Below are 26,052 nucleotides of genomic sequence, written 5' to 3'. Positions count from 1 at the left end.
CTCGGCCGAGCGCTAGACGGGCTCTTTCATCCAGCGCAGCGGCACGTCGATGGTCACCTCGGTGCCCGAGCCGACGAGCGTGTGCCAGTCGATGGTGCCGCTCAGCTCGCCCTGGATGAGCGTGCGCACGATCTGCGTGCCGAGCCCCGAGCCGACCTTGCCCTCGGGCAGGCCGACCCCGTTGTCGCGCACCTTGACCGTGAGCTCGTCGTCGGTGCGCTGGGCGCTGATCTCGACGTCACCGTCGCGACCCTCGAGGCCGTGCTCGACGGCGTTCGTGACGAGCTCGGTGAGGGCGAGCGCGAGCGGCGTCGCGTACTCGCTCGGCAGCTCGCCGAAGGTGCCGGTGCGCTGCGGCCGCACCGTCGTGTTATGGCTCGACGCGACCTCGGCGATGAGCATGAGCACGCGGTCGAAGACGGTGTCGAAGTCGACGTTCTGGCTGAGTCCCTCCGACAGCGTGTCGTGGACGACAGCGATCGACGCGACGCGACGCTGCGCCTGGTTGAGGGCGTCGCGGGCGACGTCGGTCTGCGTGCGGCGCGCCTGGATGCGCAGCAGCGACGCCACGGTCTGCAGGTTGTTCTTGACGCGGTGGTGGATCTCGCGGATCGTCGCGTCTTTGGTGATGAGTTCGCGCTCCTGGTGCCGCATCTCGGTGACGTCGCGGCAGAGCACGATCGCGCCGACGCGCTCGCCTCGGTCGCGCAGCGGGATCGCACGCAGCGACACGGTGACGCCCTTGGCCTCGATGTCGGTGCGCCAGGGCGCACGGCCGGTGACGACGAGGGGCAGCGACTCGTCGATGACGAGCTTGCCGGCGAGGAGCGCCGTCGTGACCTCGGCCAGGCTCTCGCCCTCCAGCTCGCCGAGGAAGCCCATGCGGTTGAACGCCGAGAGCCCGTTGGGGCTGGCGAAGACGACCACGCCGTCGACATCGAGGCGCAGGAGCCCATCGCTGGCTCGCGGCGCCCCACGGCGAGGGCCCGTCGGGGCGCCGAGGTCGGGGAAGTCCCCCGACGCGATCATCGCGAACAGGTCGTTCGCGCACTGGTTGAACGTCAGCTCCTGACGGCTCGGAGTGCGGGCCTCGGAGAGGTTCGTGTGGCGCGTGATGACGGCGATCGGGGTGTCGGTGACGTCGGGGCGGCTGGCGCCCAGGCGACGCACGACGGGCACGGCGCGGACGCGCGTCGGGGTCTCCTCGTACCAGTCGGGGGCGGCTGAGTCGACGATCTGGCTGGTCTCGAACGCCTGCGTGATCTGGGCCTGCCACTCGGGCCTGACCTCCTGCCCGACGAAGTCGCGGTAGAACAGCGTCGCCGAGCTCGACGGGCGCGCGTGCGCGACCGCGACGAACGACCCCTCCTGCGTGGGCACCCAGAGCACCATGTCGGCGAATGCTAGGTCGGCCAGCAGCTGCCAGTCGCCGACGAGCAGGTGCAGCCACTCGACATCGGCCTCACTGGAGCGGCCCTGGGCGAGAACGAGATCACTGAGCGTCGACACGGGATTCAGCCTAACCGCCGAGGCGCCGGGCTTCGCACCGGGGAAGGTCAGGCCGGCTCCTGCGCCCTGCCCGATAATCGACATATGGATCAGGGTGCGCGCGACGGGTCGCAGCGAGACGCCTCGCGGCAGTTCGTCACGTCGGCGGTCGTCGCCGAGATGCTGAGCCTCGAGATCGCCGACGTCGAGGCCCTGCTCGAGTCGGGAGAGCTTCTGGGCATCAGGATCGGGCGGCGCGACGAGTGGCGCGTCGAACGGACGGTGCTCGACCGATTCCTCGAGGCGAAGTACGAGGAGGCGCGGCGAGCCGCCCTCTTCCGCGGGTTCGACCACGCGAGCATCGCCGACCTCGACGGCAGGCGCCGTGGGGCGCCGAGGTCTGCGAGGCCCGAGTCGCCGGGCTCGCCAGCCTCACCCGCGTCGCCCGCGTAGAACGAGTTGTCCACAGGAAGAGGCTCTGTGGCGTGTCGCTCGACACGAATGTCATATGTTGATGCTACGCCCGCCACCGCGGGGCGCTCAGTCCTTCGAGCGAGAGCAGTTCGCATGACCACGTCGTCACACGCCGAGTCGATCCTGCAGGCCACCCCGGGCGGTGCCTGCAGCGCCGCCGTCGAGTCCGCGCCTCCCCCGCAATCGACCTCCAGGCGGTCATCAGGCACGGTCGGCGTCGGGGCGAGCGCAGGGCGAGCGCTGCGCGGCATCGACGGGGGTGCGGCGCCGGCTCGGGGGCGCCGAACGCGTGTCGACGACGGGCCGGCCGATCCTGCGACCGACGCCGAATCGACCGACCTGCCCGACCCGCGACCGCTCGTGACCAACCTGGCGCGGTGCGTGGTCGAGATCCTGGCCGGCGCGCGCGAGATCGAGCAGATCGCCCGCTGGGTCAACGACGAGGTCTACCGGCACCTGCTCAAGCGGGTCGTGCTGGCGACGCGAGCTCGCAGCGCCCGCGGCACCTCCGCCGAGCGACCCCGCTTCTCGGTGGGTGCCGTCCGACTCACGCGGCCGAGCGACGACGTGGTCGAGGCCGTCGTCGTGATGCACGGCCGGGCACGGAGCCGGGCGGTGGCCGTGCGCCTCGAGACCATGGGCACGCGGTGGCGGGCCACGGCGATCCACGTGCTGTGACACGAGCGCGCCGCGCCCCGGCCCCGCGCGCCGGCCGTGCCATGCGGCCCGGCCTCGTGACGCACGAAGGCCCCGGCACGCAGCCGGGGCCCTCGTGATCGAACCACGCGCTAGCGGCGCTTCTGCGCCCGACGCTCGGCGCGGTTGTTGGCGACCTGCGAGTCGTCGTCGCCGGCCGTGGTCTGGCCGAAGGCGCCGCGCTTCGCCGGGGCGCTCGGGCCGGTGCCACCGGAGGCCTCCGCCGAGCCCGAGGTGGCCCGTGCGGCCGCGATCTCGGGGGCGGCGAGGCGCTCCGTCAGCTCTTGCTGCCGCTGCGCCCGCGCCGTCTCGGCACGCTCGAGGTGACCCGCCTTGTCGCGGACCTCGACCTCGCCCTCGGCGTTGGGAGCAGAGAAGTTGAGCACGGAGTCGTCGTTGTCGCCCTCGCCGAGGCCCTTCGCCGTGATGATCGGGCCGTGGTCGTGACCTTCGTGGCCGATCTCGCTCTGCACCTCGACCTCGAGGTTGTAGAGGAACCCGATGCTCTCCTCGCGGATGGCGCCCATCATGTTCTGGAACAGGGCGAAGCCCTCGCGCTGGTACTCGACGAGCGGATCGCGCTGCGCCATGGCGCGCAGGCCGATGCCGTCTTTCAGGTAGTCCATCTCGTAGAGGTGGTCGCGCCAGCGGCGGTCGATCACCGACAGCACCACCTTGCGTTCGAGCTCGCGCATCGCCGAGTCGCCGAGGGTCTCTTCGCGGGCCGTATAGGCCACCTTGGCGTCGGAGAGGATCTCGCGCTCGAGGAACTCGCGCGTCGCCTTGCCCTTCGACCCGGCCTCGGTGATGACCTCGTCGATCGTGATCGAGATCGGGTAGAGGGTGCCGAGCTCGGTCCACATCGCGTCGAGGTCCCAGTCGTCGGGGTTGCCCTCGCCGGTGTGCGACTCGATGACCTCGTTGACGACGCTCTCGAGGAAGACCGACGTGCGGTCCTGGAGGTCGTCGCCCTCGAGGATGTGACGGCGGTCGGAGTAGATCGCCTCGCGCTGGCGGTTGAGGACGTCGTCGTACTTGAGGACGTTCTTGCGGATCTCGGCGTTGCGGCTCTCGACCTGCGACTGGGCGGAGCGGATCGCGCGGCCGACGATCTTGTTCTCGATCGCGAGGTCGTCGGGCACGTTGCCGCGGCCCATGAGCGACTCGGCGGCGCCGGAGTTGAACAGGCGCATGAGGTCGTCGGTGAGCGACAGGTAGAAGCGGCTCTCGCCGGGATCGCCCTGACGGCCGGAGCGACCGCGCAACTGGTTGTCGATGCGGCGCGACTCGTGGCGCTCGGTGCCGAGGACGTACAGGCCGCCGGCGTCGCGGACCTTGTCGCCCTCCTCCTCGACGGCCGCCTTCTGGGCCGTGAAGACGTCGTCCCACGCGGCTTCGTACTCGTCGGGCGTCTCCACCGGGCTGAGGCCCCGCGAATTCATCTCGGCGACTGCGAGGAACTCGGCGTTGCCGCCGAGCATGATGTCGGTGCCTCGGCCGGCCATGTTCGTGGCGACCGTGACGGCGCCGAGTCGACCCGCCTGGGCAACGATCGCGGCCTCGCGCGCGTGGTTCTTCGCGTTGAGGACCTCGTGCTTGATGCCCTTCTTCGCCAGGAGCTTCGAGAGGTACTCGCTCTTCTCGACGCTGGTCGTGCCGACGAGCACGGGCTGGCCCGCCTCGTGGCGCTCGGCGATGTCTTCGGCGACCTGCTCGAACTTCGACTGCTCGTTCTTGTAGACGAGGTCGGTCTGGTCTTTGCGCTGCATCGGCTTGTTCGTCGGGATCGGGACGACGCCGAGCTTGTAGGTCGACATGAACTCGGCCGCCTCGGTCTCGGCCGTACCGGTCATGCCGGAGAGCTTCTTGTAGAGGCGGAAGTAGTTCTGCAGCGTGACCGTGGCGAGGGTCTGGTTCTCGGCCTTGACCTCGACGCCCTCCTTCGCCTCGATCGCCTGGTGGATGCCCTCGTTGTAGCGACGGCCCGACAGGATTCGGCCGGTGTGCTCGTCGACGATGAGCACCTCGCCGTTGATGACGACGTAGTCCTTGTCGCGCTTGAACAGCGCGTCGGCCTTGATGGCGTTGTTGAGGAACGAGATCAGGGGCGTGTTCGCCGACTCGTAGAGGTTGTCGATGCCGAGGTAGTCCTCGACCTTCTCGATGCCGGGCTCGAGCACGCCGACGGTGCGCTTCTTCTCGTCGACCTCGTAGTCGATCTCGGGCTGGAGGCGGCGGGCCAGCGTCGCGAACTCGGCGAACCAGCGGTTCGCCTCGCCGTTCGACGGGCCGGAGATGATGAGCGGCGTGCGGGCCTCGTCGATGAGGATCGAGTCGACCTCGTCGACGATGGCGAAGAAGTGGCCGCGCTGCACCATGTCGCTCGCCTGCCAGGCCATGTTGTCGCGCAGGTAGTCGAAGCCGAATTCGTTGTTCGTGCCGTAGGTGATGTCGGCCGCGTACTGCTCGCGGCGCTCGGCCGGGGTCTGGCCGGCGAGGATGCAGCCCGTGGTCATGCCGAGGGCGCGGAACACGCGGCCCATGAGCTCGGACTGGTAGCTCGCGAGGAAGTCGTTGACCGTGATCACGTGCACGCCGCGGGAGGCGATCGCGTTGAGGTACGCGGCGGTCGTGGCGACCAGCGTCTTGCCCTCACCGGTCTTCATCTCGGCGATGTTGCCGAGGTGCAGCGCGGCGCCGCCCATGAGCTGCACGTCGAAGTGGCGCATGCCGAGGGTGCGGCTCGACGCCTCGCGCACGGCGGCGAACGCCTCGGGCAGCAGGTCGTCCAGCGACTCGCCGTTCGCGTACCGCTCGCGGAGCTCGACGGTCTCGCCCAGGAGCTCCTCGTCGGTGAGGGTCTTGAAGTCCTCTTCGAGATCGTTGACGGCGTTCGCGTACGCCTTCAGGCGGCGAAGCGTGCGGCCCTCGCCGACGCGAAGGACCTTCTCGAGAACGTTGGCCACGGAAACTCCCAAACTAAGCGGTGCAGTGGTGCTGTTACCAGCCCGTGATCTTACCAAGACTAGTGAGCGCGCCCCTGTGAACGGACCTGCCGAGGCAGACGGTTCACAGGGGCGCGATCAGGGCGCAGGATCCCGCACCCGAACGGCGAGGGTGCCTACGACACCAGACCCGCCCTCGCCTGGAGCTCGGCCTCCTGCGACCCCTCGGCGGAGTCGTCGAGGCCGATCACCCCGTAGTCCCAGCCCTTGCGGCGGTAGACCACGCTCGGGCGCCCGGTGACGGAGTCGGTGAAGAGGTAGAAGTCGTGCCCGACGAGCTCCATGTAGTAGAGGGCGTCGTCGACGGTCATCGGCGTCGAGGCGAAGACCTTGGTGCGGATAACGACGGGGCAGTAGACGTCTTCGAGCTCCGTCTCGTCGTCGGCGGAGGTGCTGATGGCGCCCGTCCGGACCTTCTCGAGGGTCTCGGCGCTGGCGGGGGTGATGCCGGTGCCGGTGAAGTCGGCGGCGCTGGCCTCGTGCAGCGACGTCGGGCGGTGCTGACCGCGGTGGACCTTCGTGCGGTCCTTCGCCCGACGCACGCGCTCGACGAGGCGGGCGATGGCGAGATCGAAGGCGACGTACTTGTCGGCTCCGCTGGACTCGGCGCGCACCAGCGGCCCGGGCCCGATCAGGGTCAGCTCGACGCGGTCGTCGCCGGACTGCCCGGACGACTTCTCGTTGTGGCGCGTGACCTTGATCTCGAACGCGAGGGAGCGCGGCGCGAGGGCGGCGATCTTCTCGGCTTTCTCGGTGGCGTACTCGCGGAACCGATCGGTGATCCCCACGTTTCGACCCGTTACGGAAATGTCCATGACGTTCTCCCAGCCACTCCAGCGTGCCGCCGTTCGTGTAGGCGGTAGTGCTTTCACGCCTCGTAGGCCCACCGTAACGAGGTGGACGCTTGCGTGTCACGTGCTGTTCGCTCATTCGCCGGATTGCCCGTCGACATTCAGGGACGATGCCAAGGCGGCGGTCGCAGGAGCAGCGGATCGCCGCACGGCCAGAGGCACGGCCGCCACCGCGCACGCCCCGACCACCTCCGCCCCGGCCGCACGGGCCGCCCGCACGGCCTCAGCGAGGGTCGCGCCGGTCGTCGAGACGTCGTCGACCACCACGACTGTGATGCCGGACAGGCGCCGGGAGGCGCGCATCGAGCCGTGTCGGGCGAGCGCGCGCTCTGCGCGCGTGCGGCCCTTCTGCACCCCGGTCGCACGACGGAGGCGGAGGCCCGGTCGGCAGAAGGGCCGCGCCGCGGCCCGGGCGATCAGCTCGACGGGCTCGTAGCCGCGGCGCCGGCGCCCCGCCGCAGACGACGGGACGAGCAGCAGCGGCACCCCGGGCCACGCGTCGAGCGCCGCGGCGAGCGCCGGGCCGAACCGCCGCCCGAGTCTCAGGCGCCCCTGCTCTTTGTAGGCGATCAGGACGTCGCGCACGACACCGTCGTAGACCAGGGCCGTGCGCAGGGGCGTGCCGTCGGGCAGGGCGCCCTCGGCGACTCGCGGGCACAGGCGGCGAGCGCAGTCCTCGCAGAGCTCCCGGTCGCCGAGCCCGCAGCCCGCGCAGTCGCACGGGGACACGAGCGAGAGGGCGCCGCGGAGGGCCGGGAGGACGAGGTCGAGACGGGACATGCCTCGAGCGTGCCGGGTGTCGGATCCTGCGCCCTGCGCGCGCAGCGCATCGGTGGAGAACCCGTGCTCGGAGCGGGCCTGTGGAGGAGTCGTCGGACGCGCTACCGCTGGGTGGCGAGGAGGGCGGCGGAGATGCCGGTGTCTTCCCAGCCGTTGCCGCGGGGTTCGAGGAGGTTGCCGTTGGAGGTGAGGATCCGGACCCGGTCGACGCCGTTGCCGCCCACGATGTCGACGCCCGTGCCGGTCGGACGGCCGAGGTCGGTGGACTCGCCGCCGACGTCGTGCTCGGACACGAGCGAGTTGCCCTCGGTGTCGGTCGACAGCGTGGCGACGGTGAGCTCGTCGACCCAGGTGACCGCGACCGGCGAGCCCGACGGGGGCGTCATCGACAGCGGCGTGCCGAGCCCGGTCGGCACGTGCTTGCTGTCGCGCAGGATCGCCGCGACGAGCAGCTTGGTGGTGCCGTCGGCGTCGATGAGCATGGCGATGCGGGTGGAGTCGCGCGAGATGGCGAACGCCACGAGCTGCTCGGCCGCGGGCAGCGAGGTCTGGATCGTGTGCGGCGTGCCGTCGGCGGCGAACGCGGTGATGGAGCGGGGGTCATTGGCCTTGGCGGACCAGACGTAGCCGAGATCGTCCATCGTCGGCGCGATCAGGTCGCCGCGCGAGTCCACCTTCTTCGACGCCCCCGACGACGAGACCGCGTAGACGCCAGACACCGTGCCGACGGCCGCGAGGTTCAGCTTGTCCGAGACCTCGACGGACGTCGGGTGGAGCGCGACGATCGCCTTGGAGAGGCCGGCGATCTGCGAGACGCCGGTGGACGAGCCGAAGCCGAACTCGGACTCGTTCTTCGACAGGATCATCGGGCGGGCGTCGACGGCCGGATCGGTCGAGGCCCCGGAACCCGTGTCGTCGGGGATCGCGAGCGTCGCGCCGTCGACGCTGATCGACACGGCGCCGACCGACGAGACCGTGGAGAAGCTCGCGACGAGCTGGGCTCGCATCCGCGACCGGGCGGTGGCGTCGGCCGACGACGCCTGGCTCGACAGGTCGACGTGCGCCGTCCCCGACGAGACGCTGACCCCCGAGTTCGCCAGACCGGTGCCGGAGGGGAAGGCCGAGACGACCGCCCCCTTGAGCCACGTCGACGGGCCGGCCAGCAGCGCCTGCGCGATGCGGGTGGTCGTCGACGACCGCGCGAGGAACCAGCGCTCGTCGGGCACGAGGTAGGCGTACGTCGGGTCGTAGAAGTACACCGCGTGCGGCCGGAAGACGAGGTCGAAGTTGGCCGTGGTCAGGACGATGCCGGGTGGCGCGTAGCTCAGCCGCCACTCCCCCGAGACCTTCACGAGTCCGAACCGCAGCGAGGTCTGCGTCGATCCCTGCGCCTCGGAGTAGTGGCCCTGGGCGTCGACCGTCGCCGCGCTTTGCACGGTGTACGTGATCTGGTTCGGCGTGATCTGCGAGACGGTGCCGGAGCCCTGCCGCACCAGGACGCCGGCGTGCGGGTTCCACTTCTTCGCGAACGACGACGTGAGGTACTCGCGGGCGACCTTGTAGTCGCCCTGCGAGCCGGTGCCGGCCTCGATGAAGTCGCGGACGATGCGCTCCTGGTCGCTGCCCGCCACGGGGCCCGACGGCAGGTACTCGATGTCGTTCTGCACGTTGTTGGTGATGGTCGAGCCCGTCTCGACGTGGCCGGAGGTGGGCAGGCTCGAGCACGCCGCCAGGACCGCCACGGTCGCGACGGCCAGCAGCGTGGCGGCCAGGCGTCGGCGGATCATCGGGTGGCCTCCGAGTCGACCTCGTCGAACGACTCCGGCCGCTCGACGGCGATGGGGCTGGTGGTCGCCGTGGCGCCGCTGTGCCGTGGCAGCGTGACGACGAACCGGGTTCCGACGCCGAGCTCCGACCACACCTCGAGGCGGCCGCCGTGCAACTGGGCGTCCTCCCGGCTGATCGAGAGGCCGAGACCCGTGCCGCCGATCGAGCGCTTGCGCGACGGGTCGGCCCGCCAGAAGCGGTCGAACACCCGCTCGGCGTGCTCGGCGCGCATGCCGACGCCCCGGTCGTCGACGGCGATCGCCACCGACTCGGCGTCGCTGTCGACGCTGACCGTGATCGGGCGCCCCTCGCCGTGCTCGATGGCGTTGCCGAGCAGGTTCCGCAGGATCCGCCGAACCCTCCTCGGGTCGACCTCCGCCTCGAAGTACCCGCCGCGCGCCTCCAGGCCGATCGTCGACCCGGCGCCCTGTGCGAGCGGCCCGAACTCGTCGACGCTCTCCTCGACCAGGCGGACGAGCACGACCGGCTCGAGCTCGAGTTCGACGGCGCCGGCGTCGTACCGGGAGATCTCGAGGAGGTCGGCGAGGAGCAGCTCGAAGCGGTCGACCTGGGTGTGCAGGAGCTCGGCGGTGCGCGCCGAAAGCGGGTCGAAGTCCTCGCGGTTGTCGAAGAGCATGTCGCCGGCGAGCCGGATCGTGGTGAGCGGCGTGCGGAGCTCGTGCGAGACGTCGGAGACGAACCGCTGCTGCATCCGCGAGAGGTCGGCCAGCTGCTGGATCTGTCGCTGGAGGGTGTCGGCCATCCCGTTGAACGATCGGCCGAGTGTCGCGACGACGTCTTCGCCCGACTCGGGCAGTCGCTCCTGCAGATGGCCGGTGGCGATCTTCTGACTGGTCTCGGCCGCCAGGCGCACCGGGCCGACGACGAGCCGCACCACGATGTAGGTGATCACCGCGATGAGCAGCACCAGCGCCATCGAGCCGATCGCGAGCGTCTGCTGCATGAAGTCGAGGGTCTTCTGCGCGTCGCTGAGGTCGTACACCAGGTAGAGCTCGTACTGCCCGGCCGTCGGCACCTCGAGCGTCGACCCGACCGCGATGCCGGGCTCGCGACCCGAGCTCGTCGACAGCGACACCGCCTGGAAGTGGAGCTTGTCGGTGTCCTTGTCGACGGCGGCGCGGAGCTCCTTCGAGATGACCGCGTTCGGGAAGTCCGGGCTCGCGATGTTCTGGATGGTCTGGCTCGTCGTCTGCCCGGGCGAGCGGAGCATGGCGATGCTGGTGCCGCCGGGGCTCGAGGTGGACGACAGGATCGCCGACTGGGCCTGGTTCTGGAGGCTGTCGAGCTCGACCTGGTTGGAGTCCTCGCTCGACGTCGCCGAGTCGAAGACGTTCTGGGCCAGGACCGTCGCGCGCTCCGACTCGGACTCGATCTGCTGCCGGCGCTGCGCGTAGATGTTCGACCCGATGGAGATCGAGATCGCCGAGCCGATCACGGTGACGGCGATGGTGGACAGGAGCACGGTGATCGCGATCGTGCGGAACTCCAGCGACCGCCGCCAGAAACCCAGCATGCGGCGCGGCCAGGTGCGCACCCGCAGGCCCCTCACGGCGTCAGCCCACGCTCTGCCCGGCACGGTAGCCGACGCCGCGGACCGTGGAGACGATGCGCGGGTTGTCGGGGTCGTGCTCGACCTTCGCCCGCAGGCGCTGCACGTGCACGTTGACGAGCCGCGTGTCGGCCTTGTAGTGGTAGCCCCAGACCTGCTCGAGCAGCATCTCGCGGGTGAACACCTGCTGCGGCTTGGACGCCAGTGCGTGCAGGAGCTCGAACTCCAGCGGCGTGAGGTTGATGACCTGTGCGCCGCGCCGAACCTCGTGCGCGGCGACGTCGAGCGTGAGGTCGCCCACGGCGAGGGTGTCGGCCGAGGAGTCGGGAGCGGGACGCAGGCGCGTGCGGATCCTGGCGACCAGCTCTTTCGGGTTGAACGGCTTCACGACGTAGTCGTCGGCACCGGACTCGAGACCGCGGACCACGTCGGAGGTGTCGCTCTTCGCGGTGAGCATGATGATCGGGGCACCGCTCTCGGCGCGGATGAGGCGGCACACCTCGATGCCGTCGATGCCCGGGAGCATGAGGTCGAGCAGGACGAGGTCGGGCTGGGTCTCGCGGAAGGCCGCCAGCGCCCCTGCCCCATCGGCGCAGAACGACGGCTCGAACCCGTCGGCGCGGAGCACGATGCCGATCATCTCAGCGAGGGCGGGGTCGTCGTCGACGACCAAGATTCGCGGGTTCATGGTCTCCAGTGCCTGCCTCGCCGGGTGGCGCGGCGGCTCCCAGAGTATCCGACGAAGCCCCGGATGCCGCGGAGGAAACTTCGCGCGGACAAGGGGCGGGGCGGTCCGGACGAGCGTCGGAGGTCTGTGGGAGCATGACTGGAATATCCATTCGAGGAAGACCTGGGGGAGCATGAGCGGGAACGAGCCGTGGGCGAGCCCGGGCGGGCCGCAGCAGCCGCCATACGGCACGCCGCAGCAGCCTCCGTATGCCGCGCCGCAGCCACCCCCCTACGGCGCGGCTCAGCAGCCGCCGTACGGCGCGCCCCAGCAGCCGCCGTACGCCGGGCCGCCGGTCGGCGGGCGCCCACCGGCCTGGACGCCTCCGCCCAAGCCCGGCCTCGTGCCGCTGCGACCGCTGAACCTCGGCGACATCCTCGGCGCGGCCTTCGGAGTCTTCCGGCGCAACCCGCGCACGACGTTCGGCACCGCACTGCTCTTCCAGGTGGTCTCCCTCCTCATCACGGCGGGCGCCGTCGCGGGCACCGTGGCCGCCGCGTTCGCCCGCGTCGACGGCGCGCTCCAGCGCGACCAGTCGGCGGTCATCGCCGGCACGGTCGTGCAGAGCATCGCGATCCTCATCGTCCCGATGCTGCTGAGCATCGCGATCCAGTCGATCCTGCAGGGCCTGTTCGTCCTCGAGACGTCGCACCAGGTCGTCGGCGAGCGGATGCGGCTGGGCGGCCTCCTGCGCCAGGCCCGCGGCCGGATCTGGGCGCTCGTCGGCTGGACCCTCCTCCTCCTGGCCGCGGCGCTGGTGGTCCTCGGCCTGATCGGCGGCGTCATCGCGCTCCTGGTCGCGTTCGGCGGCGGGGTCGGCGCCGGGTTCGGCGTGCTGCTCGGGTTCGTCGGCTTCTTCGGCGTCGGCGTCCTCGCGGTCTGGATCGGCACCAAGACGGCGCTGGTGCCCAGCGTCCTGCTGCTCGAGCGGCTGCCGCTCCGAGCCGCGATCGCACGCTCGTGGCGCCTCACCCGCGGCAGCTTCTGGCGGGTGTTCGGCATCATCGCCCTCGTCGGCGTGATGATCAACATCGCCTCGAGCGTCGTCAACGTCCCGGTGTCGTTGATCTCCTCCCTCGTCGGGAGCACCCTTCAGCCGAACGGCGGCTCCGACCTCGGCGGCATCATCACCCAGCTGGCCGCGTCGTTCGGCGGCCAGCTGATCACCCTCGTCGTCACGTCGATCGGCGTCGTGATCCTCTCGGCGACCGTGGCCCTCCTCTACGTCGACCTCAGGATCCGTCGCGAGGGCCTCGACCTCGAGCTCTCGCGCTACGTCGAGGCACGCGCGGCGCAGCAGTCCCGCGACGCCGGAGCCGGGGCAGACGGTCGCCTCGACGCCCCCGAGCCGCTCTTCAACCCGTACGCCAACCCCGATCCGGCACTCCGGGCCCGGGCGAAGCCGTGAGCGTCCCGGTCACGCCCTCGCCGCAGCACGCGCGGCAGCTCCTCGAGCAGGAGCTCCAGAAGCAGGAGTACCAGTCGGCGAAGCCGAACGCGCTCGACCGACTCTCGCAGCAGTTCTTCGACTGGCTGGACTCGATCCGGTTCGGCACGGTGCACGGCACCTCGGCCATCGCGGTCACCGTGCTGGTCGTGCTGATCGTGGCGGCCGCGCTGGTGCTGTTCCGCATCTACGGCCTGCCGCGGCTCCAGCGGCGCAGCGCCGGGCCCGCACCGCTGTTCGGCGACGGCGACGTGCGCACCGCCGACGCCCTGAGGCGGTCGGCCGACGCCGCGGCGGCCTCGGGCGACTTCACGACCGCCGTCATCGAGCGGTTCCGTGCCATCGCCCGCGACCTCGACGAGCGCGGCGAGCTGTCGACGTCGCCCGGCACGACGGCGCACGGCTTCGGCGAGCGCGCGGCCGAGCTGTTCCCGTCGCACGCCGACCGGCTGCGAGAGGCGGCCGGGCGGTTCGACGGCGTCCGCTACCTCGACCGGGCAGGCGACGCCGACGGGTACGAGAGCGTCCGGCGTCTCGACCTCGACCTCGCGCGGTCGACGGCTGTGCGCGCCGAGGCCGTCTACGACGGGGCGGGCGCGTGACGATCGCCGAGCAGCCGACGCGGCCGGCACACGGTCGGCGACGGGCGGAGCGCCCGGCGGGTGGGAGCGGTTCGGGCGGATTCGGCGACGCAGGGCTCGGCGATCCTGCGGCGCCTCGCTCGCGACGACGCACCCGCGTGATCGTCGTCGCCGTCGTGGTCGTGATCGTTGCGATCGTGGGCGCCATCACGGTGACGGGCCTCGCGTCGTCGGGCGCGCAGACTCTCGGGCCCACCACGGCGGCGCCGGTCGGCTCGAAGGCGCTGGTCGAGGTGCTGCGGCGCGAGGGCGTGACGGTGAAGGTCACGTCGACGCTGCGGCAGACGTCGCGGGCGGCCGCCGCGGCCGACGGTCGCGTGACCGTCTTCGCGTACGACCCGCAGGCGATCCTCGACCGCTCGCAGTGGGCGTCGCTCGGGTCGCTCGGCGACCACACGGTCGTGGCGGACGCTGGGCAGGACGCCCTGGCCGCACTGGCCCCGGGGGTGCACGAGGCCCAAGACGCGCTCTCGTCCACGCTCACCCCGTCGTGCGACCTGCCGGCGCTGGCGAAGGTGCGCACGGTGACGGGCGGCGGCTACGGCTTCACGGTCGCGCCCACGGCTGCGGACGACGCCGGGACCACCTCGTGCCTGCCGTCGGCGAGCGGCGCCGAGACCTCGTACGGCCTGGTCCAGGTCGAGCGGGACGGACACACGACGACGGCCCTCGGGGCGTCGTCGGCACTCGAGAACGGCGTGATCACCGACCACGACGACGCAGCGCTCGCGCTCACCCTGCTCGGCGACTCTCCCACCCTCATCTGGTACCTGCCCACCCTCGCCGACCTGCCGAAGTCCGGCGGCGGCACTCTGCAGTCCCTCACTCCCGGCTGGGTCACTCCGGCCATCGCCCTCCTCGGCGTCGCCGCGATCGTCGCCGCCTTCTGGCGCGGCCGCCGACTCGGCCCGCTCGTCGTCGAGAACCTGCCCGTGATCGTCCGCTCGACCGAGACAGTCGAGGGCCGGGCGCGCCTGTACCAGCGCGGATCATCGCGCGGCCACGCCCTCGACCAGCTGCGGATCGGCGCGATCGGGCGCCTCGCGTCGGCCACGGGTCTCGGCAGCCGTGCGTCCGTGGACGACGTGGTCCTTCGCGTCGCAGCCCTGCTCGGCGTCGATCCCCGCCGCGTGCACTCGACGCTCGTCGGGGTCTCGCCGGGAGACGACCGGCAGCTCGTGGCGATGTCGGACGACCTCGCCGACCTCGAGGCCGCGGCCCTGCGCGCGACGCGACCGGCGCGGCCGGGCCGGCCCCACGATCCTGATGCCTCCCCCTCGAAAGGAACCGCATGACCACCCCTCTGCAGCAGTCGTTCGCCCGGGTCAGGGCGGAGGTCGGCAAGGCCGTCGTCGGGCAGGAGGCCGCCGTGTCGGGCCTCATCGTGACGCTGCTGGCCGGCGGGCACGCGCTCCTCGAGGGCGTGCCAGGAGTCGCGAAGACGCTGCTCGTGCGATCGCTCAGCGCCGCCCTCGACCTCGAGACGGCGCGCGTGCAGTTCACGCCCGACCTCATGCCCGGTGACATCACGGGTTCGCTGGTCTACGACGCGAAGGAGGGCGAGTTCGAGTTCCGCTCCGGGCCGGTGTTCACCAACGTCCTGCTCGCCGACGAGATCAACCGGACGCCCCCGAAGACGCAGTCGGCGCTGCTCGAAGCGATGGAGGAGCGCCAGGTCTCGGTCGACGGAGTCTCGCGGCCGCTGCCGACGCCGTTCGTGGTCTGCGCGACGATGAACCCGATCGAGTACGAGGGCACGTACACGCTGCCCGAGGCTCAGCTCGATCGGTTCCTCGTGAAGCTCGCGCTCGAGCTCCCGCCCCGCGACGCCGAGATCGAGGTGCTGTCGCGGCATTCGCGCGGGTTCTCGCCGCGCGACCTGCGTGCGGCCGGCGTGACCGCGGTCGTCGGAGCGGGCGAGATCGAGGCCGCGCAGGCCGAGGTCCGGCAGATCGGCGTGGCCCCCGACGTGCTGGCCTACATGGTCGACCTGGCCCGCGCGACCAGGCAGAGCCCCTCGGTGCGCATCGGCGTGTCGCCGCGCGGCTCGACCGCGCTCCTGGCCGCCTCGAAGGCCTGGGCCTGGCTGACCGGCAGCGACCGGATCACCCCCGACCACGTGCAGGCGATGGCGCTCCCCGTGCTGCGGCACCGGCTGCAGCTGCGGCCCGAGGCCGAGCTCGAGGGCGTCGCGGCCGACGGAGTGCTGCGAAGCGTGCTGCAGCAGACCCGGGTCCCGATCTGAGCATGGTCGTCACCGGTCGCCTCGTGCTCGTCGTCCTCCTGGGCGTCGTGCCGATCATCGCCGTGCCGGCGGGCCTCGCCGGGCCGGTGCTGCTCGGCTGGGTGGTGCTCTGCCTGCTCCTGTCCGCCCTCGACCTGCTGCTCGCAGGGTCGCCGCAGCGGGTGCGCCTCGGGCGCGAGCTGCCCGACGCCCTGCGCCTCGGCGAGACGGCGACGTCTCGTCTGACCGTCCGCAACGAGGGTCGTCGGCGACTGCGGGGAACAGTGCGCGACGCCTGGCAGCCCTCGGCGGGCGCCGTCGTCACGCGGTTCAGGGTGTCGATCGCGCCGGGGCGACAGACGGTCGTCCAGACCGCGCTCACTCCCTTCCGCCGGGGCGAGCGGCGGGCGTCGGCGGTCACGGTTCGGAGTCTGGGGCCGCTCGGCCTCGCCGGGCGCCAGAAGACGCTGCCCGCTGCCGGATCCGTGCTCGTGCTGCCGCGCTTCGCCTCCCGCCGACACCTGCCGTCGCGCCTGGCGCGCCTCCGTGAGCTCGACGGCCGCACCTCGCTGATGATCCGAGGCCAGGGCACCGAGTTCGACAGCCTGCGCGACTACGTGCGCGGCGACGACGTCCGGTCGATCGACTGGCGTGCCACGGCCAGGCGGCAGGATCTGATGGTCCGCACGTGGCGACCCGAACGCGATCGCAGAGTCGTCATCGTGGTCGACTCCGGCCGCACCTCGGCGGCACGCGTGGGCGACGAGCCGCGCCTCGACACCGCGTTCGAAGCCTCGCTGCTCCTCGGAGCCCTCGCCTCGCGCGCGGGCGACCGCGTCGACCTCGCCGTGATCGACCGGCGAGTGCGCGGCCGCGTCCAGGGGCAGACCGGAGCCGCGCTCCTGAACGCCCTGGTGACGACCCTGGCCCCGATCGAGCCGGAGCTCCTCGAGACAGACTGGTCGGCCGTGCCGGCGCTCGTACGCTCGATCACGACGCAGCGGTCGCTGGTCGTGCTCTGCACCACGGTGACGTCGCCCGGCGCCTCCCAGTCGCTCCTCGCCGCCCTGCCGCAGTTGACGTCGCGGCACCTCGTCTCCGTGGCGAGCGTCCTCGACCCGGTGCTCGGAGACCTCGTCGACGACCGGGGCACCACCGACGACGTCTACCGCGCGGCCGCCGCGTCGCGGGCGCTGCTCGACGTGTCGCGGGTGTCGGCGGCGCTCCGGCAGCTCGGCGCCGACGTCGTCACCGGCACGCCGGCCGAGCTGCCGCCGGCCCTCGCCGACCGCTACCTCGCGCTCAAGGCGGCCGGTCGCCTCTAGCCGATCGGTTCCCTCGAACCGATCAGCCCCTCGGCCCGATCGGCCCGGCACCAACCGCGCTGCTAGCCCGAGACGAGCTGCCGCGCCCCCGCCTCGAACTCGTCGAGGTCCCCCGTCTGCCCGGCCCGCCACGCGCGCCCGCCGAGCACCCACTGGTAGACCACCACGGCAGCCAGGGCGACCGTGCCGATGCCGATCTTGATCGCCCACGGCCACGGCTGGCGCGTCACGAAGCCCTCGATGAGCCCCGACATGAGCAGGGTGATCGTGAGGCCCACGGCGAGGGTGATGAGCGCCCGGCCGGTGTCGGCGAGGGCCTGGACGCGGCTCCTGCCGCCCGGGGCGATCCACGACCAGAAGATCATGAGGCCCGCGGCGAACGCCATGAAGATGCTGTACAGCTCGAGCTGCCCGTGCGGCGCGATGTACAGGAAGAAGTACTTCAGGCGCCCGACGCTGTCGAGGATCCCCGCGTCGATGCCGATGTTCTGGGCGTTCGTCAGCAGCAGGTAGGCCGGGTAGACGCCGGTGATGCCGAACGCGACGCTCTGCGCCGCGAGGAACGCGTTGTTGGTCCACACCTGGCCGGTGAACGACGACGGCGGGCTCTCGGAGTAGTACTTCACGAAGTCCTGCGTCGCGAACTGCTTGCGGAACTCCGCGCTGCCGAAGGTGGCGAGGACGGCAGGATCCGACGCGGCCCAGACGCCGTAGAGCGTCGCCACGACCGCGGTGACGGCGGCCATCACGAGCGTCAGCCAGCGGATGCGGTACATCGCCGCCGGCAGCTGGTAGGCGAAGAACGCGGGCACCTGCGAGGCGACGCTGCGACCCTGGCCGGTGAACCGGAGACGCGCCCGCGAGAGGCTGAGGCTGAGCCGCTCGCCGACCACCGTTGCTCCTGCGCTCGATTTCAGGCTGGAGAGCTGCGCCGCGCCCGACTGGTACAGGTCGATGAGACGGTCGGCGCCCGCACCGTCGAGGTGGCGGCGGCGCGCGAGGTCGTCGAGCTCTCGCCACTCGGCCCCGTGGGCTGCGGTGTACGCGTCGACGTCCATCGAGTCGATCGTAGACGCGGGCGGCGCTCGCGGTGCGACCCGCCACGGCATGGTTCACTGGGCTATGGCCTCCGACGACGAACTGGTGACCGGCGAAGCGGTGGGCCTCGACCTGCGCCCCGCGCCCTTCGTGCTGCGGCTGCTCGGCGCCCTGATCGACTACGTCGCCTACGTGCTCGGCCTCGTCGGGCTCGTCATCGTCATCTCGCTGGCCAACGACCGCGGGCTGATCGACGGCGCCACCTCGCAGGCGTTCCTCGTGGCCGCCGTCGCCATCGCGTTCATCGTCGCGCCCACCGCCATCGAGACGGCGACCCGCGGCCGCTCCCTCGGCAAGGTGATCATCGGGGCCCGCGTCATCCGTCTCGATGGCGGATCGATCGGCTTCCGGCACGCACTCACCCGGGCGCTGGTCGGCCTCCTCGAGGTCGTCGGCACGACCGGCGGCCTGGCCGTGATCGTCGGTCTGCTCACCTCCCGCTCGCAGCGGCTCGGCGACCTCCTGGCCGGCACCTACGCCCTCAACGAGCGGCTGCCGCGCGAGTCCGGGGTCGTCTACGCGGTGCCGCCAGCGCTTGCCGGATGGGCCATGCAGGCCGACGTCGCCCGACTGCCCGACTCGCTGGCGCGGCGCATGGCGAGCTTCCTGCGCCAGGCGGCGAAGATGACCCCCGAGAGCAGGATCCGCGTGGCCATCGCCCTCGCGACCGAAGCCTCGCCGTACGTCGCGCCGCTCCCGGCGACCGACCCCGAGACCTTCGTGGTCGCGGTGCAGGCGGTCCGCCGTGATCGCGAACTGCGGGCGCTCCAGTCCGAGCGGGCGGGTCTCGCGCGTCTGGGGCCGGCGCTCGACGGGGCGCCGGTCGGGTTCCCGCGGCGCTGAGGGGCGGGCGGGGTGTGGTGGTCGGGGTATCGCTGATCCTGCGCCCGGATCGGGCCCTCGCCGGGCGGAGGGGCGGCGCGGGGGCTAGGAGCGGACGAGCCTCGCGATCGCCGCGGAGGCCTCGCGGACCTTCTCGTCGGCCGCGGCGCCGCCCTGGGCCACCGCGTCGGCCACGCAGTGTGCGAGGTGGTCGTCGAGCAGCTGCAGGGCGACGGTCTCGAGGGCCTTCGTGGCGGCGCTGACCTGGGTGAGGATGTCGATGCAGTACGTGTCGTCCTCGACCATGCGCTGGAGGCCGCGGACCTGGCCCTCGGCGCGCTTCAGCCGCTTGATGATCTGCTCTTTGTCGCCGACGTAGCCGACGTGGGCCGTCTCGTGCGCCATCATGTATCCCTTCTCGATACCCCCCTAGGGTACTCGACACCCCGCGGACGTCGGAGCTACGACAAAACGCGACAAGCGCGACGTCCAAGCACGTCGCGCTTGTCGCGTTTTGTCGCGACAAGCGGGAAAAGGGTGAGCGACCTACGCGCGGATGAGCGCCAGCACCTCGTCGCGGATCTTCTCCATGCCGGCGAACGTCGCGGCCTCGGCGTTGAGTCGCAGCAGCGGCTCGGTGTTCGACGGGCGCACGTTGAACCAGTAGAACTCGCCGTTCTCGAGCGAGCCCGACACGGTGAGGCCGTCGAGCTCGTCGAACTCGCCGCGACCGGTGAACGCCTCGACCACGCGCGCGTAGACGGCCGGGATGTCGGCGACGGTCGAGTTGATCTCGCCCGACGCGGTGTAGGGCGTGTAGCGGCCCGCGAGCGCCGATAGGGGCTCGTCGTGCGACCCGAACTCGGCCAGCGTGTGCAGCGCCGCGAGCATGCCGTTGTCGGCGCCCCAGAAGTCGCGGAAGTAGTAGTGCGCCGAGTGCTCGCCGCCGAAGATGGCGCCGGTGGCCTTCATCTCGTCCTTGATGAGCGAGTGGCCGACGCGGGTGCGCACCGGGGTGGCGCCGTTGGCCTCGATGGTCTCGGGGACGGCGCGAGAGGTGAGCAGGTTGTGGATGACGCTGATCGACTCGTCGGGCGACGCTGCGCGCACCCGGGCGATCTCGCGCACGGCGACGATGGCCGCGACGGCCGACGGGGTGACCGCCTCGCCCTTCTCATCGACGACGAAGCAGCGGTCGGCGTCGCCGTCGAAGGCGAGGCCGAGGTCAGCGCCGTGCTCGACGACGGCCTTCTGCAGGTCGACGAGGTTCTTGGGCTCGAGCGGGTTGGCCTCGTGGTTCGGGAAGGTGCCGTCGAGCTCGAAGTAGAGCGGGATCACCTCGATGGGCAGCTCGGGCAGGCCCGCGGCGGTGCCGAGGACGGCGGGGACGGTGAGGCCGCCCATGCCGTTGCCGGCGTCGACGACGATCTTGATCGGGCGGATCGACGAGAGGTCGACCAGCTGGCGCAGGTACGCCGCGTACGACGGCAGGGCGTCGAACGGGGTCACCGTGCCGGGCTCGTCGACCGAGGGTACGCCCGACGACAGGAACTCCGCGGCGCGGTCGCGGATCGACGCGAGGCCGGTGTCGAGCGAGATGCCCTGGGCGCCGGCGCGCGAGAACTTGATGCCGTTGTACGTGGCCGGGTTGTGGCTCGCCGTGAACATGGCGGCGGGGGCGTTGCGTGATCCTGAGGCGAAATAGGTCTCGTCGGTCGAGCACAGGCCCAGCAGTGTGACGTCGGCCCCGCGGGCGGTGGCGCCCCGGCCGAAGGCTGCGGCGAACTCGGGCGACGAGTCGCGCATGTCGTGGCCCACGACGATCTCGGACGCGTCGGGCGACGTGGCGGCGATCTCGTCGGCGAAGGCGGCGCCGAAGGCTTCGACGACCTCGGGGGTGAGCTGGGATCCGACCAGCCCGCGCACGTCGTAGGTCTTGACGAACGCGGTGAGGTCTACGGGCGAATCAGAAGTCATTCCCTAAAACTACATGGCGCACGACCTGCCACCCCTGCGGGGCGCTGAGTCTTTCGGCGTGGCGCTCGCACAGGTCGTAGCCGTGCGGTTCGACCGTCGTCGACAGCGGCCCGACGACGACCATCGAGTCGGCGTAGTCGTAGGTCAGTGTGGCCACCGCCTCGTCGTGGCAGGTGACCTTGCTGCAGGGGCGACCGTTCATCTCGGAACCACACTAAGCCCTCGGGTCGCAGGATCCGGCCAGCCCCGCCCGACCAGAGCCCGAGCGCCCCGGGCCGCCGCCCTGCCCCGCCACGCGACTACGCTTGCGGCATGCCCCGCCCCTCTCGCGTGCGCCCCTCCGGGCGCGCAGGTTTCCGCGATCGTCACGGGCGGGGTCTGCGCTCGTCGGCCGCCGGGCCGAACCTGCCGTTCCTGCAGACACGCATCGACCTCTTCGACGACATCGTCGCCCAGACGGCGACGTACCTGCGCGAGCTCTGGCCGGACGACCTCGACGACGTGACGTTCGAGGTCGCGGGGCTCCCGGCCGCAGCGCCCGAGGGCACCTCCGGCCCGCGTCGCGGAGACGCCTCCGGCGGGCCGAGCTCGCTCGAGCGCTACCGCGTCGACGCCGTGCGGCGCTCGGTGACGCTCTACCGACTTCCCATCGAGCGGCTCACCCGGGTGCCCGAGTCGCGTCAGGCAGAGAACGCCGCCTGGCAGCACCGGATGGTCGTCGAGGGCTACGTGTTCCGGGCTGTCGGCGAGCTCCTGGGCAAGGATCCGTGGGACCTCGCCCCGGACCGCTACCGCGACTGACGGCTCCAGCGGCAGCGATCCCCCTACGGGTAAACGGTGACCGGCGTCGAGACCGCCTGCGGCGACACGATCGCGTAGCCCGCCAGCTGCCCGGCCGCGCTGTAGGTGAGCGCCGCCCGCAGCCCGTCGGCGTGGGTCAGCGTGAGGGTGTCGCCCGACGAGACCGTCGCGAGCTTCGAGGCGCCGGAGCCGATGGTGATGGTCCGCGACGACGCCCTACCCCGCGAGTCCACGGCCTGGAGGGTCGCCGTGATGGCGTTGCCGGTCGGGTTCGCCAGGGCGACCTTCGTCACTCCGCCGGGCGCCACCGTGAACAGGGTCGAGCCGTGGATCGCGGGAGCGCTGCCCACCCAGGCGAGGTCGATGCCGCCGTCGGATGCGATGCTCGACGTGCGCGCCCCGGCCACGACCGGCTGGGACGACTTCACGGTCGCCGTGTACACGCCGTCGGCGAGCCCGTCGAGCGAGACGTCCGAGACCTGGCCGGCCTCGATCGTGTCGGTGAACGTCGAGCCGGTGCCGTCGGCGGTCGACAGCTGCACGCTGATCTGGGCGTTCTTCGTTCCTGGCACGTACGCGCGCAGCACCGACTTGAGGTCGGCGTAGCCGTCGTCTCCGGCCTTCTGCTGCACGGCCGATCCGTCGCGGATCACGATGCCGGGCACGACGACCTCCTTCGCAGGAGCGGCCGACGCGCTCACGATGTCGGCGCCGCCGGGCTCCAGGGTCCGCACCACCCCCACCTGCAGCGTCGCCGTGATCTGACCGCCGCGGCTGGTGACGTGCACCACTGGCGAGGCGAGGCCCGTCGAGAAGCCGGAGAGGGGCACGACCTTCTGACTGCGGGGCGCGACGACGATGCCCTGGAGGCCCGGCCCATCGACCTTCCCGTTCTCGCCGGCGACGGTGAGGTCGACGGTCGAGTTCACGTCGCTCGGGTTCACCAGGACGATCAGGGTGGTGCGGCCGGTGTCGGTCGAGCCGCCGACGAGCCAGGTGGACGACGTCGGCTCGGCGCACGGCGCCGCCGCGAAGCCGCGCAGGTCGGCGCCGGCCACGCTCTCGCTCTGCGAGGCCGCGACCTGCGGCACGGTGGTCCCGGACGCCTTGGCCGTGACGGACAGCGGTGACGACGACGCGCCGTCGGCGCCGGCCAGGGTCGCCGACGTGGGCGTGGCGCCGTCGCCGGCGCCGGTGACCGTGTTCGCCGATCCGACGGCCGTGACCGTCGTGGCCGACGCGCCGGAGTCGCCGGCGAGCTGGAGCAGGGACCCCGGGCAGGCGCGCTGCTGATCGAGGGCCACGGGCGTGACCGTCCGGCCGGCCGGGGTCTCGCTGAGGCTGGGCAGCGGCAGCACGGTGGCCGCGACGATGACGCCCGCGCCGACGGCGAGGGCGACGACGCCCACGAGCGAGCGGACGGAGGCCTGGAGGACGGTGCGGCTACTCATCTCGCTCCTCGTCGAAGGTCGTGGCGGGCTGGTCGATCTCGCGGCCTCCGGGCCGGGCGCGACGACGCCTTGGCGTGGTGGGGATCGCGAGGAGGAGCGCCGAGCCGAAGACGATGCCCCAGGTGCCGAGGACGATTCCGCGGAGCGGCCCGTCGGGCTGGGTGGCGCGGTTCTTCTCGGTCGCGTCGACGTAGCGCCAGAGCTGCCCGCTCGTAGAGTCTCCGGCCGGCAGGAACAGCGCGTTCGCGTCGAGCGCCTCGGAGGCGCGCTGCTCCAGGTCGCCCGCCTTTCCCGTGTCGCCGCTCGAGCCGAGCACGACGAAGCCGATGCCGAGTTCGCGGAGGTCGTGCGACGGATCGAATCCCGAGCGGCTCACCAGGTTGCCGGCGAGCGTGGTCAGGTCGCGGCTCGTCGTCGACAGGCGCTGCTGAGTCGAGTCGAGCGTCGACTGCGCGTCGAGGGTCTCGCCCTGGCCGCGTTGCAGCGACACGGCGAGGGACCCGTTCGGCTGCGGACTGAGCACGAGCGTGCCCACGCTCGGCTTGGCGACGGCCTCCGCGGTGACGTAGGCGGAGAGGATTCTTCCCGTCGACGGAGTCACCGATCCTGCGCCCATCAGGTTGGCCAGGATCAGCGGAACGCACGCGGCGACCCCCACCGCGCCCAGCAGCCCGCCCACGGGCGGCGTGAACCGCGGGATGCGGTCGAGGGCGACCGAGGCCGCGCCGATCAGCCCGGCGAAGTAGAGGCTGAGGCCGGAGCCGGCCCAGACGGCGGTGGTCGACGATCCGACGCCCGTGATCTGCACGTGCGTCGCGGCGACGGCGGTGACGTAGCCGAGGAGAGCGACGGCGAGGCAGGCCACGGCCCGGCCGCGAGTCGGCAGGAAGACCGAGCAGGCGGCCAGGATCCCGAGCGGCAGCATGGCGAGGACGATCACGATCGCCATGGTCGAGCCGGTGATGCCGATGTGCGCGACGAGGTCGGTCCAGCCGTTGAGGCCTGTCTCGGGCGAGCCCAGCGCGAGCTGCAGAGGCGACGCCGCAGCCGTGCGGGACGGCACCCCGGGGTCGGCGAAGATCGCCCACCAGCTGCCGCGCGCGATGTCGGCGAGCGCCAGCGGCACGAAAAGGGCGATGGCGGGCACGGGGATGCCCAGCATCCGGTGGGTGCCGCGCGGGCGGGTGGCGATGGCGCCGATCCAGCCGATCACGAGCGCGGGGATCAGCGGCGGGCTCGCGGCGGCCACGACGGCGAACAGGATCGAGGCGGTGGCTCCGGCCGACCAGCTCCGCGCCGACGACACCATCGCCAGCACCAGGAACGGCAGCGCGGCATGGGCGATCGTCGCGCCGAGGTGCCCGGTCTGCAGGGCGGAGAGCACGGGCGGCGACACCGAGTAGACCAGGGCCGCGACCGACGGCACCCACGACCGCTGGGTGATGCGGCGGGCCGCCAGCCACGCGCCGATGGCGGAGATCGGGAGGGCGAGGAAGTAGAAGATCACGATCGCGGTCGACGGCGACCAGAACGTGATCGAACCGAGCACGGCGACGAGGCCGGCGAACGGGTCGGACGGCCCGACGAAGCCGGTTCCGATCTCGTGCCAGCCGTAGCCGACCGAGTGCCACAGGCTGCCCACCGTCGTCGAGACGGGCAGCAGGCCGCCGCCGGAGACGGCCGGCGAGCCGAGGAACCTGAAGAACGCCACCACGCCGACGATCGCCGCGAACACCGTCACCCAGAGGCCGCCCGACGAGATGAAGCCGGCCTTCGGGATCGCGGCGTCCTCGACCGAGGCGAGCAGCGCGTCGCGCTCCGACACCCGTCGCTCGCGGATCGTCGACCAGTCGGCGCGAAGCGGAGCGATCGCACTCCAGCCGAGCGTCTTGGTTCGACGCAGGTTCGCGCGGGCGGCGAGGATGTGCGACCGCCCGAAGGCCGTGCCGAACGCGGCGCGGAACTCGCCCACGACGGCGCCGGGGCTCTTCGCGACAAGGTGCCACACCGAGCGGACGATCGCGAGCGGCACGAGGCTCAGCCAGTGGAACGGGAGCGCGGCTCCTGCCGCGTAGACCAGACGCCGGTGCAGCTGGGCCGAGCGCCGCAGCCGGGCACGACGCGCGTGGCCGCCGGGTTTACGGCCGAAGTCCTCCGGCGCGCCCTGGCTGAGCACGCGAGCGCCGGGCACGAGCACGACGCGGTGCCCGGCGAGCCTGGCGCGGGTCGAGAAGTCGAGCGACGCGTCGATGTGCGGGAGCGCAGGATCGAAGCCGCCCAGCGCCGTCCACACCGAGCGGCGCACCAGCATGCCCCCCGCCGCCACGCCGAGGACATCCGCCTGCACGTCGTGCTGGGCCTGGTCGAGTTCGCCCGAGACGAGTGCGATCGACGAGCCGAAGCGGGTCATGGTCTCGCCGAACTCCGAGATGACGGCGGGCTCGTCCCAGCGCATGAGCTTCGGGCCGGCGATCGCGACCGACGGCGCCACCTCGACCGTCGCCATGAGCTCGTCGAGGGCGTTCTCGTCGGGGGCGTTGTCGTCGCCCAGGATCCACAGCCACTCGTCGTTCGCGTCGGCTCCCGCGGCCCCCGGCCCCATCACCCTCAGGGCGTGGGCGACTGCTGCCCCGAGGGTCTTCGCCTGCGGGGCGCTGGTCAGTTGAGCGGCGCCGGAGAGGTTGAGTCGACCCGCCGCGGATCCTGCTCCCCCGGTGTCGACGACGACGAGGGCCTCGGGCGGTCGCGTCTGGCGCGACAGACCGTCGAGGGTTCTGTCGAGGGAGTTCGCGCCGCCCGGGGCGACGAGGATCGCTGTGACTCTCGGCTGCATGACGGTGAGACTCTA

Annotated in this window: 22 protein-coding genes; 9 read left to right on the top strand and 13 right to left on the bottom strand. The window is 71.8% G+C overall.

All coding sequences use genetic code 11. The annotated features are described in order from the left end of the window. Window positions 1–12 precede the first annotated feature (12 nt). Entirely contained in the window at window positions 13–1,509 is a 1,497-nt protein-coding gene (locus C8E83_RS01835; RefSeq protein WP_121371684.1) for a sensor histidine kinase, read from the bottom strand. An 84-nt stretch (window positions 1,510–1,593) separates the two neighbouring features. Between C8E83_RS01835 and C8E83_RS01830 the strand changes: the two genes are divergently transcribed. Both C8E83_RS01830 and C8E83_RS19790 read left to right on the top strand, forming a co-directional pair. Then, on the top strand, window positions 1,594–1,941 hold the full coding sequence (locus tag C8E83_RS01830) for a helix-turn-helix domain-containing protein (protein WP_121368162.1): 348 nt from the start codon (window positions 1,594–1,596) through the stop codon (window positions 1,939–1,941). 114 nt (window positions 1,942–2,055) lie between these two features. Beyond that, complete coding sequence (locus tag C8E83_RS19790; protein ID WP_245981350.1) at window positions 2,056–2,640, top strand: Rv3235 family protein; 585 nt, start codon at window positions 2,056–2,058, stop codon at window positions 2,638–2,640. Between the two features lie 110 nt (window positions 2,641–2,750). On the opposite strand, the gene secA is transcribed toward C8E83_RS19790, so the two are convergent. The 6 genes from secA to mtrA all read right to left on the bottom strand — a co-directional run bounded on the left by secA (window position 2,751) and on the right by mtrA (window position 11,379). Further along, window positions 2,751–5,624, bottom strand: coding sequence for a preprotein translocase subunit SecA (gene secA, locus C8E83_RS01820; protein WP_121368161.1), 2,874 nt, complete (start codon window positions 5,622–5,624; stop codon window positions 2,751–2,753). Window positions 5,625–5,779: 155 nt separating this feature from the next. Further along, the gene (hpf, locus tag C8E83_RS01815; protein ID WP_121368160.1) at window positions 5,780–6,478 is read right to left on the bottom strand and encodes a ribosome hibernation-promoting factor, HPF/YfiA family; all 699 of its coding nucleotides are present in this window, start codon (window positions 6,476–6,478) and stop codon (window positions 5,780–5,782) included. Window positions 6,479–6,589: 111 nt separating this feature from the next. Continuing rightward, complete coding sequence (locus C8E83_RS01810) at window positions 6,590–7,294, bottom strand: ComF family protein (protein ID WP_121368159.1); 705 nt, start codon at window positions 7,292–7,294, stop codon at window positions 6,590–6,592. Between the two features lie 101 nt (window positions 7,295–7,395). After that, window positions 7,396–9,081, bottom strand: coding sequence for an LpqB family beta-propeller domain-containing protein (locus C8E83_RS01805; protein WP_121368158.1), 1,686 nt, complete (start codon window positions 9,079–9,081; stop codon window positions 7,396–7,398). Next, on the bottom strand, window positions 9,078–10,676 hold the full coding sequence (gene mtrB / locus C8E83_RS01800; protein WP_245981349.1) for an MtrAB system histidine kinase MtrB: 1,599 nt from the start codon (window positions 10,674–10,676) through the stop codon (window positions 9,078–9,080). The genes C8E83_RS01805 and mtrB overlap by 4 nt, the downstream gene beginning before the upstream one ends. Before the next feature lie 19 nt (window positions 10,677–10,695). Next, window positions 10,696–11,379: an MtrAB system response regulator MtrA gene (gene mtrA, locus C8E83_RS01795; protein WP_121368157.1), complete on the bottom strand. Its 684-nt coding sequence runs from the start codon at window positions 11,377–11,379 to the stop codon at window positions 10,696–10,698. Between the two features lie 172 nt (window positions 11,380–11,551). Here mtrA and C8E83_RS01790 point away from each other — a divergent pair, with 172 nt between their 5' ends. The 5 genes from C8E83_RS01790 to C8E83_RS01770 are packed head-to-tail and all read left to right on the top strand — an operon-like array spanning window position 11,552 to window position 17,055. After that, a complete protein-coding gene (locus C8E83_RS01790; RefSeq protein WP_147430048.1) occupies window positions 11,552–12,826 on the top strand; it encodes a hypothetical protein in 1,275 nt (424 codons plus the stop codon). Continuing rightward, complete coding sequence (locus tag C8E83_RS01785) at window positions 12,823–13,467, top strand: DUF4129 domain-containing protein (protein WP_121368155.1); 645 nt, start codon at window positions 12,823–12,825, stop codon at window positions 13,465–13,467. The genes C8E83_RS01790 and C8E83_RS01785 overlap by 4 nt, the downstream gene beginning before the upstream one ends. Further along, entirely contained in the window at window positions 13,464–14,801 is a 1,338-nt protein-coding gene (locus C8E83_RS01780) for a DUF4350 domain-containing protein (protein WP_147430047.1), read from the top strand. Before C8E83_RS01785 ends, C8E83_RS01780 begins: the two co-directional genes overlap by 4 nt. Continuing rightward, window positions 14,798–15,751: an AAA family ATPase gene (locus tag C8E83_RS01775; RefSeq protein WP_121368153.1), complete on the top strand. Its 954-nt coding sequence runs from the start codon at window positions 14,798–14,800 to the stop codon at window positions 15,749–15,751. The genes C8E83_RS01780 and C8E83_RS01775 overlap by 4 nt, the downstream gene beginning before the upstream one ends. 2 nt (window positions 15,752–15,753) lie before the next feature. Next, window positions 15,754–17,055 carry a DUF58 domain-containing protein gene (locus tag C8E83_RS01770; protein WP_121368152.1) on the top strand — a complete coding sequence of 434 codons (1,302 nt, stop codon included), beginning with the start codon at window positions 15,754–15,756 and terminating at the stop codon, window positions 17,053–17,055. Between the two features lie 62 nt (window positions 17,056–17,117). Here C8E83_RS01770 and C8E83_RS01765 read toward each other — a convergent pair whose 3' ends face one another. Further along, a complete protein-coding gene (locus C8E83_RS01765) occupies window positions 17,118–18,113 on the bottom strand; it encodes a stage II sporulation protein M (protein ID WP_121368151.1) in 996 nt (331 codons plus the stop codon). A 49-nt stretch (window positions 18,114–18,162) separates the two neighbouring features. Here C8E83_RS01765 and C8E83_RS01760 point away from each other — a divergent pair, with 49 nt between their 5' ends. Then, window positions 18,163–18,996, top strand: coding sequence for an RDD family protein (locus C8E83_RS01760; RefSeq protein ID WP_121371681.1), 834 nt, complete (start codon window positions 18,163–18,165; stop codon window positions 18,994–18,996). Window positions 18,997–19,080: 84 nt separating this feature from the next. Here C8E83_RS01760 and C8E83_RS01755 read toward each other — a convergent pair whose 3' ends face one another. The 3 genes from C8E83_RS01755 to C8E83_RS01745 form a co-directional block, all read right to left on the bottom strand. Continuing rightward, complete coding sequence (locus C8E83_RS01755) at window positions 19,081–19,380, bottom strand: metal-sensitive transcriptional regulator (RefSeq protein ID WP_121371680.1); 300 nt, start codon at window positions 19,378–19,380, stop codon at window positions 19,081–19,083. Window positions 19,381–19,521: 141 nt separating this feature from the next. Further along, a complete protein-coding gene (locus C8E83_RS01750; protein ID WP_121368150.1) occupies window positions 19,522–20,952 on the bottom strand; it encodes a phosphomannomutase/phosphoglucomutase in 1,431 nt (476 codons plus the stop codon). After that, the gene (locus tag C8E83_RS01745) at window positions 20,942–21,154 is read right to left on the bottom strand and encodes a DUF3499 family protein (RefSeq protein WP_121368149.1); all 213 of its coding nucleotides are present in this window, start codon (window positions 21,152–21,154) and stop codon (window positions 20,942–20,944) included. Before C8E83_RS01745 ends, C8E83_RS01750 begins: the two co-directional genes overlap by 11 nt. 110 nt (window positions 21,155–21,264) lie before the next feature. Here C8E83_RS01745 and C8E83_RS01740 point away from each other — a divergent pair, with 110 nt between their 5' ends. Next, on the top strand, window positions 21,265–21,753 hold the full coding sequence (locus C8E83_RS01740; RefSeq protein WP_121368148.1) for a metallopeptidase family protein: 489 nt from the start codon (window positions 21,265–21,267) through the stop codon (window positions 21,751–21,753). A gap of 23 nt (window positions 21,754–21,776) precedes the next feature. Here C8E83_RS01740 and C8E83_RS01735 read toward each other — a convergent pair whose 3' ends face one another. Further along, the gene (locus C8E83_RS01735) at window positions 21,777–23,204 is read right to left on the bottom strand and encodes a DUF5719 family protein (RefSeq protein WP_121368147.1); all 1,428 of its coding nucleotides are present in this window, start codon (window positions 23,202–23,204) and stop codon (window positions 21,777–21,779) included. Next, a complete protein-coding gene (locus C8E83_RS01730) occupies window positions 23,197–26,037 on the bottom strand; it encodes a glycosyltransferase family 2 protein (protein ID WP_121368146.1) in 2,841 nt (946 codons plus the stop codon). The genes C8E83_RS01735 and C8E83_RS01730 overlap by 8 nt, the downstream gene beginning before the upstream one ends. Between the last annotated feature and the right edge of the window lie 15 nt (window positions 26,038–26,052).

The organism is Frondihabitans australicus (genome assembly GCF_003634555.1).
In the GTDB taxonomy this organism is placed as follows: Bacteria; Actinomycetota; Actinomycetes; order Actinomycetales; family Microbacteriaceae; genus Frondihabitans; species Frondihabitans australicus.
The sequence above is the reverse complement of the archived record's forward strand: the minus strand, read 5'-3'. Positions and strand labels throughout refer to the sequence as shown.